Genomic DNA, 15,995 nt, shown 5'->3' on the forward strand with positions numbered 1-15,995 from the left:
ACGGTCAGCTACTCTTGGATGCTGGTGAAGGAGGCGGGACGGTCTGTAAGGCCTTCACTGAATGTGATTTGAGCTAAAGGATTAGCCTATTGGATAACGTGATGGCTGTTTGCTACGCTAGGTAATAGCCACTGGCTATATTTGGCGCAGTGAAAACGACTATATGGCGACTTACCGGGAGGCACGATGCCACGGCAGGCGATCCAAAATCACGCGACCGCTTTACAAGTACCCTACCTACTCCACTTCACTCGGACGGAGAACCTATCGTCAATCCTGGCTCACGGGCTGTACCCGAGAGCGCGAGTTGCCGAGTTGGGAGCTGCGCCCGTTGTGAACGATCAATACCGTTGGGATGGGCACACAGATAGCAGCTCATTGTCCATAGGTTTCCCAAACTGCCAGATGTTGTATCGGTATCGCATGGCTGATGAAGCCTCAGAATGGGCGATCCTTGTAATCAACCCTGCGGTGCTCTGGGTGAAGGAGTGTGCGTTTTGCCGTCACAACGCTGCCGATGGTCGGATCAGCAGTCAGCAACTTACGGACCTGACCACACCTGAAGCCTTTATCGGGATGTTTGAGGAGATCGAGGGGCTCGAGGCCCGATCTGATCAGAAGCTCAAGCCATTTGATCCCACAGACGTTCAAGGTGAGGTGCTGGTTTTCGATGTGATTGAGCCATCCCTCATTTATGCTGTGGTTTTCCAAACAGAAGCGGCTCGGGATCGTTATGCGGATCACACGGGCGAACGGAAGGTGTACATTCACCCGAATAGCAAGGGTATGTTTGCATCCCGGAATTATGTGCGGAAATTTTCATAGGTGACTTGATGGCAGCTCGACCTCTATTCATTCCGGCCCCAAACGGCCCTGCACTGGTTCGGACGGAGTACGTCGATTTCCATTGGTTCTCAGGCATGGCCGCTTCCCAAAAGCAAAAGTCCATCGATTCTTTGCATGCGGCATCGCAGGAATTACCAGGTATTACCAATGTGCTGGAGGTTTCAAGTAAGTCCCGAACGGATCTTGGAGTGGCGCTAAGCGCCTTCAATCTTACGTTTACAACCTTGAAGCAGGGCCGCACTTTCAGCGTCGAATGTGCTTTCCAGGGAAGCAAGGTCTTTGAGTTCGGCGGTCCCTACGTGGACCTTTTCAGCAAGACGTCGCGTGAAGCGAAGAAGGATGAGCGCTTACAGTCCTCGGGACGGCTCACTGGATTCCGCTTTTTTGGCACTGATTGGGAGTTGGAACCACAGACAGCGTTCTACGACTGGTTGTACATCAACGCCTTAAAAAAGCTTCCAGATGTGACCGAAGCGCTCCTGGGCTACTCAGCGTTTACGGACATTGAATTCAACCCCAATCGTTCCATCAATTGCCAGGCCTACTCGGTGGCACTGTACGTGTCACTAACAAGGCGTGGGCTGCTCGACTCTGCGACTGCTTCGAAGGAGGCCTTTCTCCAAGTCGTTGGGGATGCAGTGGTTAGCAATGCCCAAGTAGACGAGACTCGTCAGCGCGGCTTTAGAATGTGAGCTGTATCCCAAGCCCCTGGGACCACATTTCACTCACTTTTGAGGGAAAGTCTCGCCACACAGTAAGCACCCGGTGGCTTGGGCAGACCATGTTGAGTTTCACCATATGCGACACCCACTGCAACGGAGTGCCAATGAATGGCCCGCATCATCAAAAAACCGGGAGACCTGCTGCGATTCCCTTTGTCCGAAGCTGGTTACCATGGTTACTGTCAGTGGCTTGCTGACGGTACGGCACGTGTGTTTCTAGCGGCAACTGCTGAGTGGCTGACGGTAGTCGAAATCCCTTCTCTCCCAGTCGCCTTTCGCGTCTGTATCTACAAGGACACGCCTGGTCGGTACGGTTGGGAGAAGGTGGGGAAAGCGGATATTCCGAAAGAATTTTCGCAGCCCCAGCGATACGCTAAAAAAAGCGCCATCTCGGGGGCACTTAGCATCTACTTCGAGGGTGTTGAAACACCAGCGACAACTGCCGAGATAGAAGGCTTGGAGACGGCTGCTGTCTGGGCCCACCCCCACATTGTGGAGAGGTTGGAGGCGCAGTTAGCGGGCCGGGAATCTACGGCCATGCGCAGCGTTCAGATTGAAGTCTGAACTATAGGGTAACCCCTATATGGTAAGTGGTTGGTGAATATACCCTTCCGCAATATAGCTAGGCGCCTTCGCAGAACGCTTGCGCCACACCCACGCCCCCGACAATCCGGGAACGTTGTTCACCCTCGGCAAGTCCCCCTGAGGCGAAATATGCAGCAGCAAAAGGTGGACTATACCCTGCCGGATGTGGGCCAGTGCTTAACGTCTCTGACCAGCAGCCTGTTGGTGCCTATTGTCCCCCCCCCCTATGGTCAGTCACTGGTCGACTTTGATGGAGCAGGAAACTTCGTATCAGGGAAAGCCTTTTTCAAAGCAACATACAATTGCTGGGCCGCGCCATCCAAGTCGATGATAGAGCTGTCCACCCTAAATATCAGCCTTTTTGTTTGGTCAATCAATTGAGAGAACAATCTAGGGCCAAGTGTCTGCTCAAGCTGCTTATGTGAAATGGTGCCGCCGTCCGGGATAATTTTTTCCAAAATCGGTTGCACATCCATAAGGTGCAATGCAGACCGGGTCTTGACTACTTCGACTGCATGAAGGAAGTTCTGCTCAGCAATTACCAAGGTTTCCAGCACCACGGCATCGCCAAAATCAAGCAAGAAGGCAAGGCTGTCGAGATCCAGCTTCGGGATATCGTCCAGCGGGTAGTCAATCGGTGGAAGCGAGATAACTGCTTCGGGTTTGCCTCGGTAGTCATCCACAAAATCTACCTGTATCTGGGCAACTACATTCACCTGGCGCCACAGGGTAAACATGGCTCTGGCCCCTGCACCAATTTGCCTCTTCTTCTCATCCTCTTGGGCTGCATCTCGCAGTAAGGATGCCCCGTACCATGCCCCCGCGTATGCTGCTATCAACGTGGCAACCGCAGGCAAGAAGTCTTTGGCAAAGGCCGCTACTTTCGGGGTGCCATATGGGGCGCTGAACAATGCCGCAACAATAATCAAGATCAGCAATGTGAGAGGGTACTTGAAGCTCTTCATTTCGCTATGCTCTCGGGCGGTGGTGCAAATCGCTAGCGTACCTGCTGGCGGTGATGCTCAGTCCTGGAAGCTTACAGGACGTTATTGGCTAGAGGTGGGCACTTTTTCAGGGCTGGGATTCCTAACAGTTTTTTCTGCCTCATCTTTGAGGAGGCGTCTCTCCACAGCCATGCCACCCCAATTTTCAAAAGTACCCTTCACTCTTCGCAAGTGACACCGGCTTTTCCAGGGGCGAAATATGCAGCGGGGCACTGGGCAACCGGCCAGAATCGGCTAAGTGTGGGTCGGTGCTTAACGCCTTTGCCTAGTGGAAGGGGCATCCGGCATGATTTCCCTGAAATATGGCAGGCAAAGAAACGCCGCCCCGAAGGCGGCTATGAGCGTAGGCGTTCTATTGCAGAGGCTATGCTGCTTGCCTGAAGGTCTAGTGCTTCCAGTGTGGTCATCACGTTATCAGTGGGCACTGACTGACCCCCGCTGCCTTATCCAGGTGCTAACTTCCTCGACCGCTGCCCTTAAGGCAGTCTGGTTCATATGCAGCGCCTCAAGGGCGTTCGCTATTGCCGCGTCCCGATCTTCCATATCCATGATTCCATTGCCGATGGTGATGCAATGCTCTAAGGGTTTACACGCTACTAGGCTGGCAGGCAAGCGAGGACTGGAGAAGCAGGCCCCGTTATGGCATTGTGCCACCCAAAAATCATGGAGTGGCATTGTGGCAGGCAGTGACGAGAAAAAGTGTCCTTACTGTGCTGAGGTGATCAAGGCCGAGGCCCAGAAGTGCAGGTACTGTGGTGAGATGCTGAATCAGAGCCGTGAAGCGCGGCAAGTGAAAGAGGCGCCGAAGTCAGGCAGTTCAGCGGGGAAGATCATTCTGTGGATAATCCTGACCCCAATCCTTGGTCTTCTTGGGCTGATGGTGCTCGGAGCGGTGATTAGTGGGACCGATAGCCCGGAAGACAAAGCCCGTAAAAGTGCTGCACTGGCGATAGAGCTCTGCTGGAAAGATGTACGGGACGATCTGGAGGAACGCTCAACCCGCAGATTCATCAGGAGCGTTTGTGAAAAGATGGAGAACGATTACCGGCAGAAATACAATCGTGCCCCTTGATCCAGCGTGATCCTGTCCCAGAGTGGTAACGGGCGTCTACAGGCGGCTTAATCTTCCGGTGTGAACACCGATGGTGATGCCGCTGACTCAGAGTCCAGATGCAACGAAGCCCCGCCGATGCTGGGGCTTTGCTAGCTCTTCCCTTACATCTGGGGTACTTGTCCGGCCTTCTCCAGGGCATCCTTCTTGTCTAGCCAGGGCTGGTAATCCGCCTCTGTGAGGTCAGGCCCGTTGCCGTTAAGGGAACGGTCAATCTTCTCATCGAGGATTGCGTATTCGCTCCGAAACGCTTCATGAGCCGCATCTAGCGCGTTCAACTGCCTCACCTTCTGCACCGTCGTAGTACTGCACTTCAGTAGATCGGCTACCTTCCGAATGCTCTTCCCGTCAGCCAGCAACTCGATAATGCGATTATGGAGGTCAACGTTTGCTGGACGACCTTTGTACACACCTTCTGCTTTACCCTTAGCGATGCCCTGGGCCTGACGACGGCGACGGTCTTCATAGTCCTTACGAGCTACAACAGCAAGTATGTCGAGCAACATACCGTTCACTGCCGCGATCATTCCCTTGGTGAAATCGTCCATTCCCTGAGTGGCTTTCAACGCCGCATGGCTGGTACTCAGGTCCAGTGACACTACAGTCACCTTCTGTGCCGCGATCTTCATTTTCAGCAACGCCCAATCATCTTGGCTGAGCCTGGAGAGTCGATCTACGCCTTCAATCAGCAGTACATCACCTTCGTGGCTATCGTCCAGCAGTCGGAACAGTTGAGGGCGTTCGAGCTTAGCGCCACTGGCGTTCTCGATATAGAAGGCTGCGATCTTGTGCCCTTGCTCCGCAGCGAAGTCGATTAGCGACTGCTTTGCCCTTGTAGCATCCTGTTCGGAAGTTGAAGCCCGAAGGTAAGCGCGGATGAACATCGTAGTTCCCTCTGTGTCACTTTGGATGTGTCACATAGTACTGTGTCACGTAGGGTCAGTAAAGATATTTAATGACACGAATTCAAAGACGCTTAAAGCGAGTTCTCACCCATTTCGTCTGTAGTACCTCAAGTACACCCGTAATGACACGCGAAAACCTGCCAGGGCTACCTCTATGGATTTGCCGACCGGGGGCGGGGCAAGACAGGGCTCACATTCGAGCCATCGGGCACAGGGCCGCTAACGGGGACGGGGTGAGAAAATTCGCTGGCCCTACACTAGCCCCTGCAATGAAGAAGCTTACTTTTCCGCCAATGGCGGGAAGCCCTACAGCGTGCGCCTAGAACTCCAGCAATTTGTGAGAGATAAGGCCGTGTAGCGTCATTTGCTTAGCGCCGTCACCGTCAATGCCACGTAACTAGGGCCTTAGACGCTAGTCAGAGGAGAGCATCTCCAGAAAAGATGCCTTGGGGCAATTAGTTCGAGATTAGTTATGCGTCTAGTAGTCGAAGGCTTGATCTGTAGGGGCTGTGGCGCAAAGGAGCGTTACTTGGCCTCGGGTAAAGCAGGGCGGGGGCCGTCGTAGCGAGCGAGGTCAATCGTGCGTGAGAGTCTCAACGTCTGCAACGAGGTCAGATGGTTTGCACCCGAGTGCAGAGGCTAGCTTGAAGATGATGTTGATGGTGGGCTGGTGGATGCCCCTCTCGATAAGACTGACGTAATTGCGTTGCACATCGGCCTCCAGCGCCAGCTTCTCCTGCGTGAGTCCTGCCTGCTTCCGTCTTTCACGGAGAACCTTGCCGAATGCCAAGCCTGCGTCCAAACCTTGCCCCCTCTGTATGAGGTTGCACTGTCGGTTCAAGGGCGTGCCGGGTCTTCACAGTATGCTGTGAATTTCATCGATGGCATGGCATTATTGGTCTCGCCCGAGGCTACCATCCAGCCCGAGCCCACCAGGCGTACTCTGCAGTGAGAGGTTGAGTCTTCCATGTTGTAGGTAGGGGAGAGCGTTTAGCACGTGTTGTACGCCGGTGCGCCCTGTAAGTCAGTAAGTCAGTAAGTCTAGTAAGTCTAGTAAGGCCGTAAGACAAACTTTATTACTGATTTACAGGAGCTTAACCATGATCAACAGATACTCAGCGACCAGCACCATCCCTAGTTCTCAGCAAGATGCGGTTGACGCCTTCGCCAGCTCTTCCCGTACAGAAAGGACTGACCATTCTCACCGCGTTCTTGTAGCAGTGGGAGCGTGATGGATGAACCGTCAGGACGAAGTGGTAAAAGTCCCAGCGTACGCAATTGAGGCACTGGCAGCATACGTACCTCTGGGGGACGATAGCGTCGGACTCATGTTGCTTCTGCTGATGAAGATGGACAGCAACCGTGTGGTGAGGATCGATACGGATTTGCTACCCCGCTATTTCACCATCAGGCGTGACCGATTTGACTACGCATTGTCCGGTGTAATCAAAAACGGGTGGGTACATTCAGTAGAGCAGCAAGCGTTGCAAAGTGGTTTTCTGAATTGCGTTGTTCACTCTGCCTTCATTGATTCAGACTTCGAAGCTCTTATTGCGTTCTTTAATCCTCTCTTGCCTAATACATGTAAACGGATTGAAGGGCCGTTGAGCTTCGAGTAGCTCTGCTGAATAGGGCAAGGATGCCCGCATCAGTCCTAATGGTATCAAGTGGTTGAAGTTGCATGTGTTATTTCTAACTATCGAAAATTTCAAGGAATATCTATGGCAAGGACCTTCCGTAATCCAGCAAATGGTCACACTGAGTCCATTAGTAGGGAGGCTAGTGGTTTGGTCGTTTTATTCGGTCCGTTGTACCTCGCCAGCAAGGGTCTCTGGGGGCATTTCTTCCTATGGCTATTACTGGTTGGTGGCTTCTCGCTGGCAACCGGTGGTCCAGGGATAATTATCGCCTTGCCTATAGCGATTGTGGTGTACGCCTTCAGCATCAATAGCATCATCGCGAACTCTTACCTGCGTAAAGGATGGCAAGAAGTAGTGGTTGAGTCGGACCAGTCTACTGGCCAGCCAGTAATGAGTGTAGGTGGCCAGAGAGAATGTCCGTTCTGTGCTGAGTTGATCAAGATGCAAGCAGTGAAGTGTAAGCACTGTGGATCTTTGGTAAAGCCCCTGGTCTAAGTGTAAGAAAGCCTGATAGGGGGGCTTACTCAAGCAGGGTGTTGGTGCACCACTTCACCCTGTCCCTTAGAGTTGATGCTGCCCCTGACGGCTACACTTTTATAGTGGGGCAGGAAGGCATAGCTCCACAAGAATCTTGATGTTCTTTCGAAGGCTAATTTGTGCACGCCATCATCCACTGATGGTTCAATTTCTAGAGTTCGTACTCAGCTAAAGGCGAGGTGGTGCTGTCCACCTCCGTCTCCGCTCCGTAGAGTTGCTAATGCGGCTATCGGCTTTCATTTCTAAGAAGGTGGCGTAAAGACGCTCTTAGTGAGGGCCAATTGTGGCTGAGGCCACAGCGTAGCTCTGCACAGCAAGATGAAGAGCGGGAAGGGACTCTGCTCGCCCTTGCTCCTTCCCACTGCATAGAATTCTACTCTTGCCTTACGGCAAGCTCCTAAGTAAAAGGGGGCAGGGGCAAGAAAGCCCCCTAATGCTTCTCCTTTCACATTGCAGATATATGGTGACGTCCACGTCACGTTGAATAACGTCTACTGTCCTCAGCAAGGTTAAGATCAAGAGCAGAGAGGGGCTTTCTTGCCCCGTCTCTTGTCCCTGCTACATAGAGGTGCTATCCGTGCCTCAGGCACAGCCTATCCGTTGTGGCGTATACGCCACGGTGTAAGTCATAATTTACTTTAGATCGTCATGTCTGGAATTTAGTTTGCCTAAGGTATGGTAGGCGCGGTTTATAATTTCCGGACAAATGAGAAATGCTCTGAATTGGTGGGCTGTGGATCCTAAATGAACCACGCCTCATATTCAGCGTAATCAATCCCAGGCGACTCTGCGTGGTCCTTGATCTGATTGCACTTCATTTCTTCCGTGCTTGGTCTTGCGACGGGGCGGAGCTCTGGGTTTTTTTCAAGATCACCTACAATTTTTGCAGTTCGTTTTAGCAGCTTCTCAACCGGTTCGGGGCTGTAGCCAATAACCGCGAGTTTGAGTAGATGCTCTTTCGCAGCAAAATGTTGCTTTCTTCGGGCGAGTCTAGCGTTTTCGCACTGATCCCCTTGCCAAGTAGCATGGATTTCCATGTACTCGTTCACGTACTCATCAATCCTGCTGAGGAGGTCCGTGGCTGCACTAATCATGAATCTGTTACTTGATTTGGGAGCACAACCATCAATCCAGTCTGGTACAAATACTACCTTAGAGTCTTCTTCCGTGGCTCGCTCTCGTGCCTTTGCTTTAATGCGCTTGATGGTGTCGGCAGTATAGTTGCTCTTGTAGTGGCCGTTTGTCGTGCCCCACGTGTTGCGATATTCTTCATGCAGGATGTCGCGCAGTTCGTAGTCCCTAACGCCACTTGGTCGGCAAGCAAGTGGGAATATTCTCTCGAAGGCTTTATCAAACGGTTTGAGGTTCTTTGGTTTCCATCGTTGATCCTTCTTAGGTTTCACGATCCCCTTGGTTAATGCCTTAATGCGACGCTCGGGTACGCCGGTCTCATTCTTGATTTTTTCTATAGACAGTCCCTTTTCGCGAAGCTCGATTACTCGATGTTCAGCTGGGGTTAAGGGGGCGGCGCTACTACTGCTCATGGTTCTTCCTTGGTGTAATTCTATGCGGGTGCAAACCTCCGATGTCCCAGTTAGAAAAGGGAGCTATTAGCCTTACCTCGGGCAGCACGAAACCCGTTCTGCTCAATGGCCAGAGACGTAAATAAGCGAGGTGCGGGCCTGGTAGGGTATTGCGGTAGCCAGTGGCTCTGGCTTGCGAAAAGAGTACAGTTTCTTTGCGTGAAGTCAAGCCGTAGAAGTGTATTTTTTTTTGCTTTCGAGTGGCTGTTTTCTTAATTGCTATAGAACTTCTATAGCAACTAATCTTTGTTGCTATAGAGTTTATGTAGCGCCAGCGCTCTACTGCTATATAAGTTCTATCGTAAAACCCTCAGTGTCCTATGTCGTCATGCAGATTTATCTGCATCAGAGCCTCCAGCATCGCCTTCAGCGGGCTACGGCTGCCGTAAACACTGAACGTTACGGCTCCGTCTTCGTGTCCAGCAATGCGTTTGATAAGCGAGTCCTGGACCCCGGCGTCACGCAGGTCATCGATGAGCGTATGTCTGAAGCTGTGAAAGGTCTTGCGGGGGTCGGTGATACCAAGTCTTGTCTTGTAGCGACCGAACCACTTCGACGGAGCATGGCCGAGCTTGCCCCGCACTGCTTCTAGCTCAGGGAATACACGATCAGCGCCGGTAGCTTTGACCGATTCAACATGCTGAAGCAGGCCCAGGTCCAGCAGGACAGGGTGCAGGGGAAGTACTCGTCGGCTGCTGGCGTTCTTGAGGTTCTGGCCTTCACGGCTGTCATCAATGCGAATGCACTGAATACCCTGGTGTTCAGTGAAGTCATCAACCCGCAACTGGCATAGCTCTTCCAGTCGTGCCCCTGTAGCTCTACCCATCAAAGGCAACCAGTAACGCCACGGGTGCTTGCGTGCTTCCTGCCGCAGCGCCTCATGACTCAGCAGTGTCGCCAAGTCGCTGCGGTCGAATGAGAGTCGTGCTTCTTTTGCTGACCCCGCCATGACCTTCATGCCAGCGAGAGGATTGTCAGTGACGTACCCATTCGCTTTGGACCAGTTCATGAACGCAGTGAGCTTACGTAAGCGGTTATTAATCGTGACGGCAGTGATGGTCTTGTAGGTGCTGCCTGACTCAACCACCTGCTTCAACGTCTTACCCTTGAACTCGGGACGTAGGCTGAAGTACTGGGGGCAGCGGCTGAGCCGTTCCTTTAGGATACGAGCTTGCTGAGCATCGAAGGCTATCGCAGGCATATCACCCACCAGCTCGAATAGATCGGCTAGGGCACGTTCAATGTCATCGATGCTGCCTTGTCGCCATGTGCCACCGCGTTTCCCTTCTTCTATATAAAGCTTGGAAAGGGTGGCCAGAGTAGGGCCTTCGGCTCTTGGCTTCTGTATGGCTGCTGGAACCCCCCCCTGAAACGGTCGGGACGGATACTTGAGGTGTCGCTTCACGCCACTGCTCACACAGCGTACGTAGCGTTTCTGGGGCAGTTAACGGGTGCTCGCTCAGGTGGCGATTAACCTGCTGAGCTAATGACGAGGCAAGGAAGAGAGCTGCCTGACGTTCACGTACACGCAGGGACAATCGAAGGGTGTGTCGGTTGGGGAATAGGTGCTTGGGTAGTCGAAGGTTGAGGTAGTAAACGGACTGGCGGCGGACAATGTAGGTCATGAGAAAACACCAGAGTGGACCAGTAAAGTGGACCAATTGAGTGGAACAATTCTGGTCGCACCCCGATCTCCGAGCGTCTGTGCGGGGTGTCCGCACGGGGAGATTTCTTGCTACCGCATCAGCCTGAAACCCTTGTCCCATAAGGCCCGCATTGATTCCCGTGCATGCTTGCATGCGACCTGGTCAGATCCGGAAGGAAGCAGCCATAGCGGGAACATCGAGTGCCGGGGTGTGGCTGGTGGGGCCGCCTCCATTTCAGGGGTTCGAAAACCTCTGCCTGTCCAGATCCTATCCTGCTCAATCGCATGCAATAGGGCCACTCAGCCGCTGCGAATCGAACGCCGCCAACACTGTGGCATGGTCGCCAGGCAATGTAACCAGCTGCGTACAGTTAGAACCGCTATGTTCTACATAATCGCGCGTCAATTCAGGTTCTATTGTGCGGTCGTCGCGCCCGACGAAGTGCCTCTGTGGTATCTCCCGAAGTATTGCACCCTCCACGGTCGGTTCAAGTGAACCTGTCAGCGGCGACAAGCCATGGTGCTTTACCCACGCGGCTGGGTCCAGGTTGCCGGCAATGGTCTGTATCTGGTTGACATCATTACGCTGCTCGGCCAGCAGCAGGGCGACTGCCGCGCCTCCCGAATACCCGACCAGCTCTATGGAGGTTGCGCCATACCGGCGTTTGAACAGGTCGACTGCTGCGCTCATGGCTTCAATAACCTTCGGGCTGAATCTGGCGTTGGTCCAGACAGACGTGTCACAGCCTTCTGCCATCACGAACTGGCAGGGCCTGGCCACATAGATACCGGGGTGGCTGCGCGTGGCCAGCTCGGCAACTGCGAAAGCGTGCGGTGATGGGTCCAGGCTGGGTTGTGACGGGGTCGACCAGGCGTGGCCGTCGCCTTCTATATAAATGGTCAGGCGGGGGCCTGGTGTGAACTGGGCGGGTGTGAGGGCCAGGATGGGAAACGGCGAGGTCTGAACCACCTCGGTCTTTGCCCCATGGTCCCGTGCCCATTCATTCAGCTTGGCTTGCTGGCTCGAACAGCCTGCAAGCCCTGACATGATTGCAGCAAAGGTGAGCAGTTGCTTGAGCATTGTCGGGCCACCGTGAAAATGAATCAGCCCGCCAGATGGCGGGCTGATTGGTCAGCAGGCTTTCAGGGTCAGAAGTCGTAACGCACTTTTGCCGTGAAGGCATCAGCATCGAAGCCAGTCTTCATCAGGCGCTCGTAGCTACCGCCGATGGTCACAGCGCCCAGCTTGTAGTTGACGCCAATCCCCGCTTCGTAGCTGTTGCGCGCCGGGGTTACGCCGGTTGCCACGAACGAGTTGCCGCCGAGGGTGAAGGCCGAAGTTGTGCTGGATTTGTCGGCAATCAGGTCGTGGTAAGCCATGACCTTGAATTCGGGCTCCAGGGTGCCTTTGCCCAGGTCGAAGGCGCCAGCCACGCGCAGGCCGGCACCCAACTCACCCACTTCCAGGCGCTGGTCGCCGGTTTTCAGGGCAGCGGAAGAGCCGTGCTCGGAGAAGCCGTCGATGGACAGGTTGGTGTAGCGTGCAGTCACGCGTGGCTCAACCAGCAGGTTGTGGTCGAAATGGAAGCCATAGCCAGCCATCACGTTCAGGCCGATCATGTCGCTGTCGTAGCTACCCTTGGCAGTGGTGCCGGAGATGTAGCGCTTCGAGTCGTTCTTGCCTTTGCCATACGACAGGCCGCCGTCGACGAAGTAGTTGCCTTCGGTCCAGGTGCCGTAAGCGGTCAGGGTGTTGTTTTCGACATCGGTCTTGTTGCCGTTGTCGGACTCGACATTGGTTTTCACATAGCTGTAGGCCACGCCCAGAACGGTGTTGCCGTTCAGCTTGTGGTCAGCGCCCAAGGCAAAGCCGCGGGAGTTGGCGTCGTAGCCCTCGACACCCGAACGTACATCCTGGTTGGCTTGGCTGGACAGAATCTGGAACCACGCGCCCGTACCCGACAGCAGGTCGCCCGAAGACTGCCCCGCACGCAGGTTGCTGGAGCGGCTGCTGATAGCATTGTTGACCAAGGTAATGCTCGAGTTGGCGGCAGAGGCTGCGCCACCGTTCACCTCAGGGGTGAATTGCTTGGCCACATTGGCGATGGCCTGGGCGTCAGAGCCTGCCGCCATCAGGGCTTTGAGCACCGGGTCATTCGGGCTGTTCTGAGCCAGCAACTCGGCTACCGACATGAAGGACTGGCCAGCGCCCTGAACAGTGGCGTCACCGCCGCCGCTCTCGATCACGCTGCCGGTTTCTTCGTCGCCAACGCCGGTCACTTTGATGTTCAGCGTGCCGTCAGCGAGGGTGGAGCTGTTGACGGTCAGCAGCGATGAGCTGCTCTTGATCACAACGTCGGGGGCAATGTTCAGGGTTTGCGCGCTGATCAGGTCGTAGTTGGCGCCGCCCTGGGCAAAGTCTGTGCCCTTGGCGTTGATCACCACGGTCGATCCGCTGGCCAGGTCCGCAGTGCCGGTCACGGTCAGTACTGGCTTGCCGGTTTGAGTTTCCACGCTTAATGGCAGGCCCAGGGTAGCGCCCGACATGAGGTTGAAATCGCCGTCGAGGGTGGTGTGCACCGCTGCCAATGTGAGTGTGGCGTTCTCGCTGATCCGCAGCCTGTCCGCTTCGATCAGGCTGGCGTCGATCAGGCCGTTGCCTCTGACCAGAATCCGGTCAATGCCATTGATATTGCCGACGATGCTCGACAGTTCGTCACTGCCAACTTCGCCAATGTTCAGGTCTGCCCGGCCTTCGGCGCCATAGATGGCGTAGCTACCGCCCTGGATCAAGCCGGAATCGGCATTGATTTGCAGGCGCTCGTTGTCAACCGGTGGGAGGTTGTAATCGCTGGGGTTCATGGTGAACTGGTCAAGATCAATGCCAATCTCACCGCCGCGAATGGTGCCGGAGTTGGTGATGCCTTTTTCCGGGTTGGTGAAGTTGACACCGTCTACCAAAATACCGCGACCCGAAAGGCCGTCTGCACTGACGCCTTCGATTACGCCGGCATTGTCGATGCTCTGGACCCAGGAAGGCAGAGAGTTTTTAGGGTCGAGGTCTGCGTTGCGGGTGCTGTCCAGGTCCAGGCCTACGCCGCCGCCGGAAATCACGCCATCATTCTGCACGACGCCACCCAGCACAGCACCCGAGAGATGCAGGCCTGTGGAGCCTTCACCTACCGCCTGGATGTTGGACTTGTTGGTGAGCGAGCCGGCCATGACTTTGTAGAAGTCAGGGCGGGGTGTCTGCTCGATGGTCATTGCACTTGAGTCAACACCGCTGGCTGTCACCGTGGCCGAGTTGATGATATTCCCGTTGTAGAGGCCTGCATTCTCGGCCTGCCTGTCACCGACTACAACGTCTAGCAAATGCAGGCCTATCGAGTTGTCTCCGCTACCTGTTGCTTCGGTGCTGTTGGTGAAGCCATTGGGGAAGTTGGTAGAGGTGATTACTTTGCCATCGGTGGCATAAGCGGCGGATACGTAGGCGATGGATACTGCAACCGCCAGTAGGCTCTGCTTGAAATACATTTCAGTCCTTAGTCTTCACAGCGCTTCACGGGAGTGAATGGCACCTTCTTTGTGTGCACCATCCAGAGCGCGGCCCGAAATGTACCCATTCGTTACAATGCATGTCAAATGGCCATCTTTTCGATGAAGTGGCTCTAGTACAGGTGTTTCGTGGGTTCTAAAGTCATTTCCTGGGCTTGCCCCCCAGCGCTCCAGTTGCCGAGAGCTTCATCAACCGCTGAAATTTTGGACAGGTCAGGTGATCCTGTTCCGGGCACTGCGCGGCATGCCGCAGGCCCTTGCTCATCGCCTGCAATCGTTTGATTTTTGCGTCCAGTTCATCAGCCTTGGCAATCAGCATCTGGCGGTCGACCTGCAGGTCAACCAGCATCGCCCCCACCTCATCCAGCGAAAACCCCGCAGCCTGCCCCAAGGCGATCAAGGCCAGCCGGTCTGCGACATCAGCTGCAAACTGCCGCCGTTGGCCACGCCCGGCGAGTGATTTGAGCAAACCTTTCTTCTCGTAATAACGCAGCGTCGAGGCGGGTACGCCTGTGCGTCTGGCGACATCAGCAATGTCCATTTTGGGCCCTTGACTTGAAGTTGACTTCAACTTCTATGCTGCGCGGCAGGGTGATGACCGTCAATCTTCGAGGGCTTTTCAATGACGTTTACTGCGATGTTTTCAGCTGCTTTGCCGATTGGCATCGGTGCCACGGTGGTGATGGACCTCTGGGGGCTGCTGCTGAGACGGCTAGGTGTTGCCGCGCCTAACTTTGCTATGGTCGGGCGTTGGGCGGGGCATTTGCTGCAGGGGCGTGTACGGCACCAGGCGATTGCCAGGGCGGAGCCGATGCGCCATGAGCTGGCGTTGGGGTGGGGGATTCACTACGCCATTGGCGTGCTGTTTGCGATGCTGCTGGTTACGGTCGTGGGGGAGGGCTGGTTGCTGGCGCCTACGTTGTTACCGGCAGTAGTTGTTGGTGTGAGTACAGTCGTGGCGCCGCTGTGCTTCATGCAGCCGGCGATGGGGGCGGGGTTCTTTGCATCCAGGACGCCGACACCTGCGCGTAACTGCTTGAAGAGTTTGGCAACGCATTTTGTGTTTGGTGTGGGGTTGTTCATGAGTGCGAGTTTGCTGGCTTTGATCTGAGCCAGTTGATCCGCTCAGGGCGAGTCTGCAATTTGGCTAAGGGCATGATGCCTCCAACGGCTTTGGTAATCGCAGGCATGCTGTGTTTTTAGATGGATCTGACATCACTCTGAGAAAACTCCTACAGGTCATGTAAGTGCAGCGAATTATCCTACGACCTGCGTCGACTCCCGTCTGATTGTCCCGGGGATCACCGCCCACTAGGCTTTTGCGGTCGCTGTCGGTTCAGCGATCGGGTGTGGAAATCCGGGTAGTATTGTGGAAGTTGTCGTTTTGGCAGCTGTGCGCGGGAGGTCCTCGACCTACCGGGTTTCCACATGCCTGGTTTTCCACCCCGCGTACAGCTGCCACCCAATGTGTGGAAACAAAGGGCAGCAGCACAATCACATGTGGAGCTGTCATGAAAAAGCTGGTCCCCGATCCACCCCACGTCTTCGATCTTCCCCAAGGTAAGTCCCTTTCCCGCGCTATCAGCGAAGGCATCGTGCCGATGGAGTTCGCGCTGATGAATGTTTCCCACTACCTGATGTTTGCCTACAGCGATAGCCGTCGGGCGCTTGAGCGTATTGAGGATGAGGAAACGCGGCAGTTGCTGGAGCATGGGTTGCGGGCCATGCAGATAGCCTGGGGGCAGGCTGATGCTGTAGCTCTGGCGGTTGAGCGGCGGTAAATTTGTAGGCGCTGGTGACTTGCAGGTGATCGCGTGCTGGCTGCCAGGTGCTTGGCTTGGGTTGTTTGGTGCCTGCGAGAT

14 protein-coding genes and 1 pseudogene are annotated in these 15,995 nt (G+C 54.7%); 7 read left to right on the forward strand and 8 right to left on the reverse strand.

Annotation, left to right across the window (positions count from 1 at the left end; translation table 11 throughout):
• The first annotated feature begins 186 nt into the window (after window positions 1-186).
• The 3 genes from P0Y58_10405 to P0Y58_10415 all read left to right on the forward strand — a co-directional run bounded on the left by P0Y58_10405 (window position 187) and on the right by P0Y58_10415 (window position 2,132).
• Window positions 187-825, forward strand: a complete 639-nt coding sequence (locus P0Y58_10405; protein WEK32575.1) for a DarT ssDNA thymidine ADP-ribosyltransferase family protein — start codon at window positions 187-189, stop codon at window positions 823-825.
• A 95-nt stretch (window positions 826-920) separates the two neighbouring features.
• On the forward strand, window positions 921-1,538 hold the full coding sequence (locus tag P0Y58_10410; GenBank protein ID WEK32576.1) for a hypothetical protein: 618 nt from the start codon (window positions 921-923) through the stop codon (window positions 1,536-1,538).
• A gap of 138 nt (window positions 1,539-1,676) precedes the next feature.
• Window positions 1,677-2,132: a hypothetical protein gene (locus P0Y58_10415; GenBank protein ID WEK32577.1), complete on the forward strand. Its 456-nt coding sequence runs from the start codon at window positions 1,677-1,679 to the stop codon at window positions 2,130-2,132.
• Between the two features lie 251 nt (window positions 2,133-2,383).
• Here P0Y58_10415 and P0Y58_10420 read toward each other — a convergent pair whose 3' ends face one another.
• Complete coding sequence (locus tag P0Y58_10420; GenBank protein ID WEK32578.1) at window positions 2,384-3,118, reverse strand: hypothetical protein; 735 nt, start codon at window positions 3,116-3,118, stop codon at window positions 2,384-2,386.
• Window positions 3,119-3,833: 715 nt separating this feature from the next.
• On the opposite strand from P0Y58_10420, the gene P0Y58_10425 reads away from it, so the two are divergent.
• Window positions 3,834-4,229: a zinc ribbon domain-containing protein gene (locus tag P0Y58_10425; protein ID WEK32579.1), complete on the forward strand. Its 396-nt coding sequence runs from the start codon at window positions 3,834-3,836 to the stop codon at window positions 4,227-4,229.
• Window positions 4,230-4,549: 320 nt separating this feature from the next.
• Here P0Y58_10425 and P0Y58_10430 read toward each other — a convergent pair.
• Together P0Y58_10430 and P0Y58_10435 are read right to left on the reverse strand one after the other, a co-directional pair.
• Window positions 4,550-5,152 (reverse strand): annotated as a pseudogene (locus tag P0Y58_10430) (recombinase family protein).
• Window positions 5,153-5,747: 595 nt separating this feature from the next.
• A complete protein-coding gene (locus P0Y58_10435; protein WEK32580.1) occupies window positions 5,748-5,963 on the reverse strand; it encodes a helix-turn-helix transcriptional regulator in 216 nt (71 codons plus the stop codon).
• A 445-nt stretch (window positions 5,964-6,408) separates the two neighbouring features.
• Here P0Y58_10435 and P0Y58_10440 point away from each other — a divergent pair, with 445 nt between their 5' ends.
• Complete coding sequence (locus tag P0Y58_10440; protein WEK32581.1) at window positions 6,409-6,792, forward strand: hypothetical protein; 384 nt, start codon at window positions 6,409-6,411, stop codon at window positions 6,790-6,792.
• A gap of 1,298 nt (window positions 6,793-8,090) precedes the next feature.
• Here P0Y58_10440 and P0Y58_10445 read toward each other — a convergent pair.
• The 5 genes from P0Y58_10445 to P0Y58_10465 form a co-directional block, all read right to left on the reverse strand.
• The gene (locus tag P0Y58_10445; GenBank protein WEK32582.1) at window positions 8,091-8,894 is read right to left on the reverse strand and encodes a hypothetical protein; all 804 of its coding nucleotides are present in this window, start codon (window positions 8,892-8,894) and stop codon (window positions 8,091-8,093) included.
• Window positions 8,895-9,243: 349 nt separating this feature from the next.
• Window positions 9,244-10,338, reverse strand: coding sequence for a site-specific integrase (locus P0Y58_10450; protein ID WEK32583.1), 1,095 nt, complete (start codon window positions 10,336-10,338; stop codon window positions 9,244-9,246).
• A 517-nt stretch (window positions 10,339-10,855) separates the two neighbouring features.
• Window positions 10,856-11,659: an alpha/beta hydrolase gene (locus P0Y58_10455; GenBank protein ID WEK32584.1), complete on the reverse strand. Its 804-nt coding sequence runs from the start codon at window positions 11,657-11,659 to the stop codon at window positions 10,856-10,858.
• Between the two features lie 68 nt (window positions 11,660-11,727).
• The gene (locus P0Y58_10460; GenBank protein WEK32585.1) at window positions 11,728-14,112 is read right to left on the reverse strand and encodes an autotransporter domain-containing protein; all 2,385 of its coding nucleotides are present in this window, start codon (window positions 14,110-14,112) and stop codon (window positions 11,728-11,730) included.
• 163 nt (window positions 14,113-14,275) lie between these two features.
• Window positions 14,276-14,674 carry a helix-turn-helix domain-containing protein gene (locus tag P0Y58_10465; protein ID WEK32586.1) on the reverse strand — a complete coding sequence of 133 codons (399 nt, stop codon included), beginning with the start codon at window positions 14,672-14,674 and terminating at the stop codon, window positions 14,276-14,278.
• An 81-nt stretch (window positions 14,675-14,755) separates the two neighbouring features.
• Here P0Y58_10465 and P0Y58_10470 point away from each other — a divergent pair, with 81 nt between their 5' ends.
• A complete protein-coding gene (locus tag P0Y58_10470; protein ID WEK32587.1) occupies window positions 14,756-15,244 on the forward strand; it encodes a DUF2938 domain-containing protein in 489 nt (162 codons plus the stop codon).
• 400 nt (window positions 15,245-15,644) lie between these two features.
• On the forward strand, window positions 15,645-15,914 hold the full coding sequence (locus P0Y58_10475) for a hypothetical protein (protein ID WEK32588.1): 270 nt from the start codon (window positions 15,645-15,647) through the stop codon (window positions 15,912-15,914).
• The last annotated feature ends 81 nt before the right edge of the window (window positions 15,915-15,995 follow it).

Source organism: Candidatus Pseudomonas phytovorans (assembly GCA_029202525.1).
Classification (GTDB): Bacteria; Pseudomonadota; Gammaproteobacteria; order Pseudomonadales; family Pseudomonadaceae; genus Aquipseudomonas; species Aquipseudomonas phytovorans.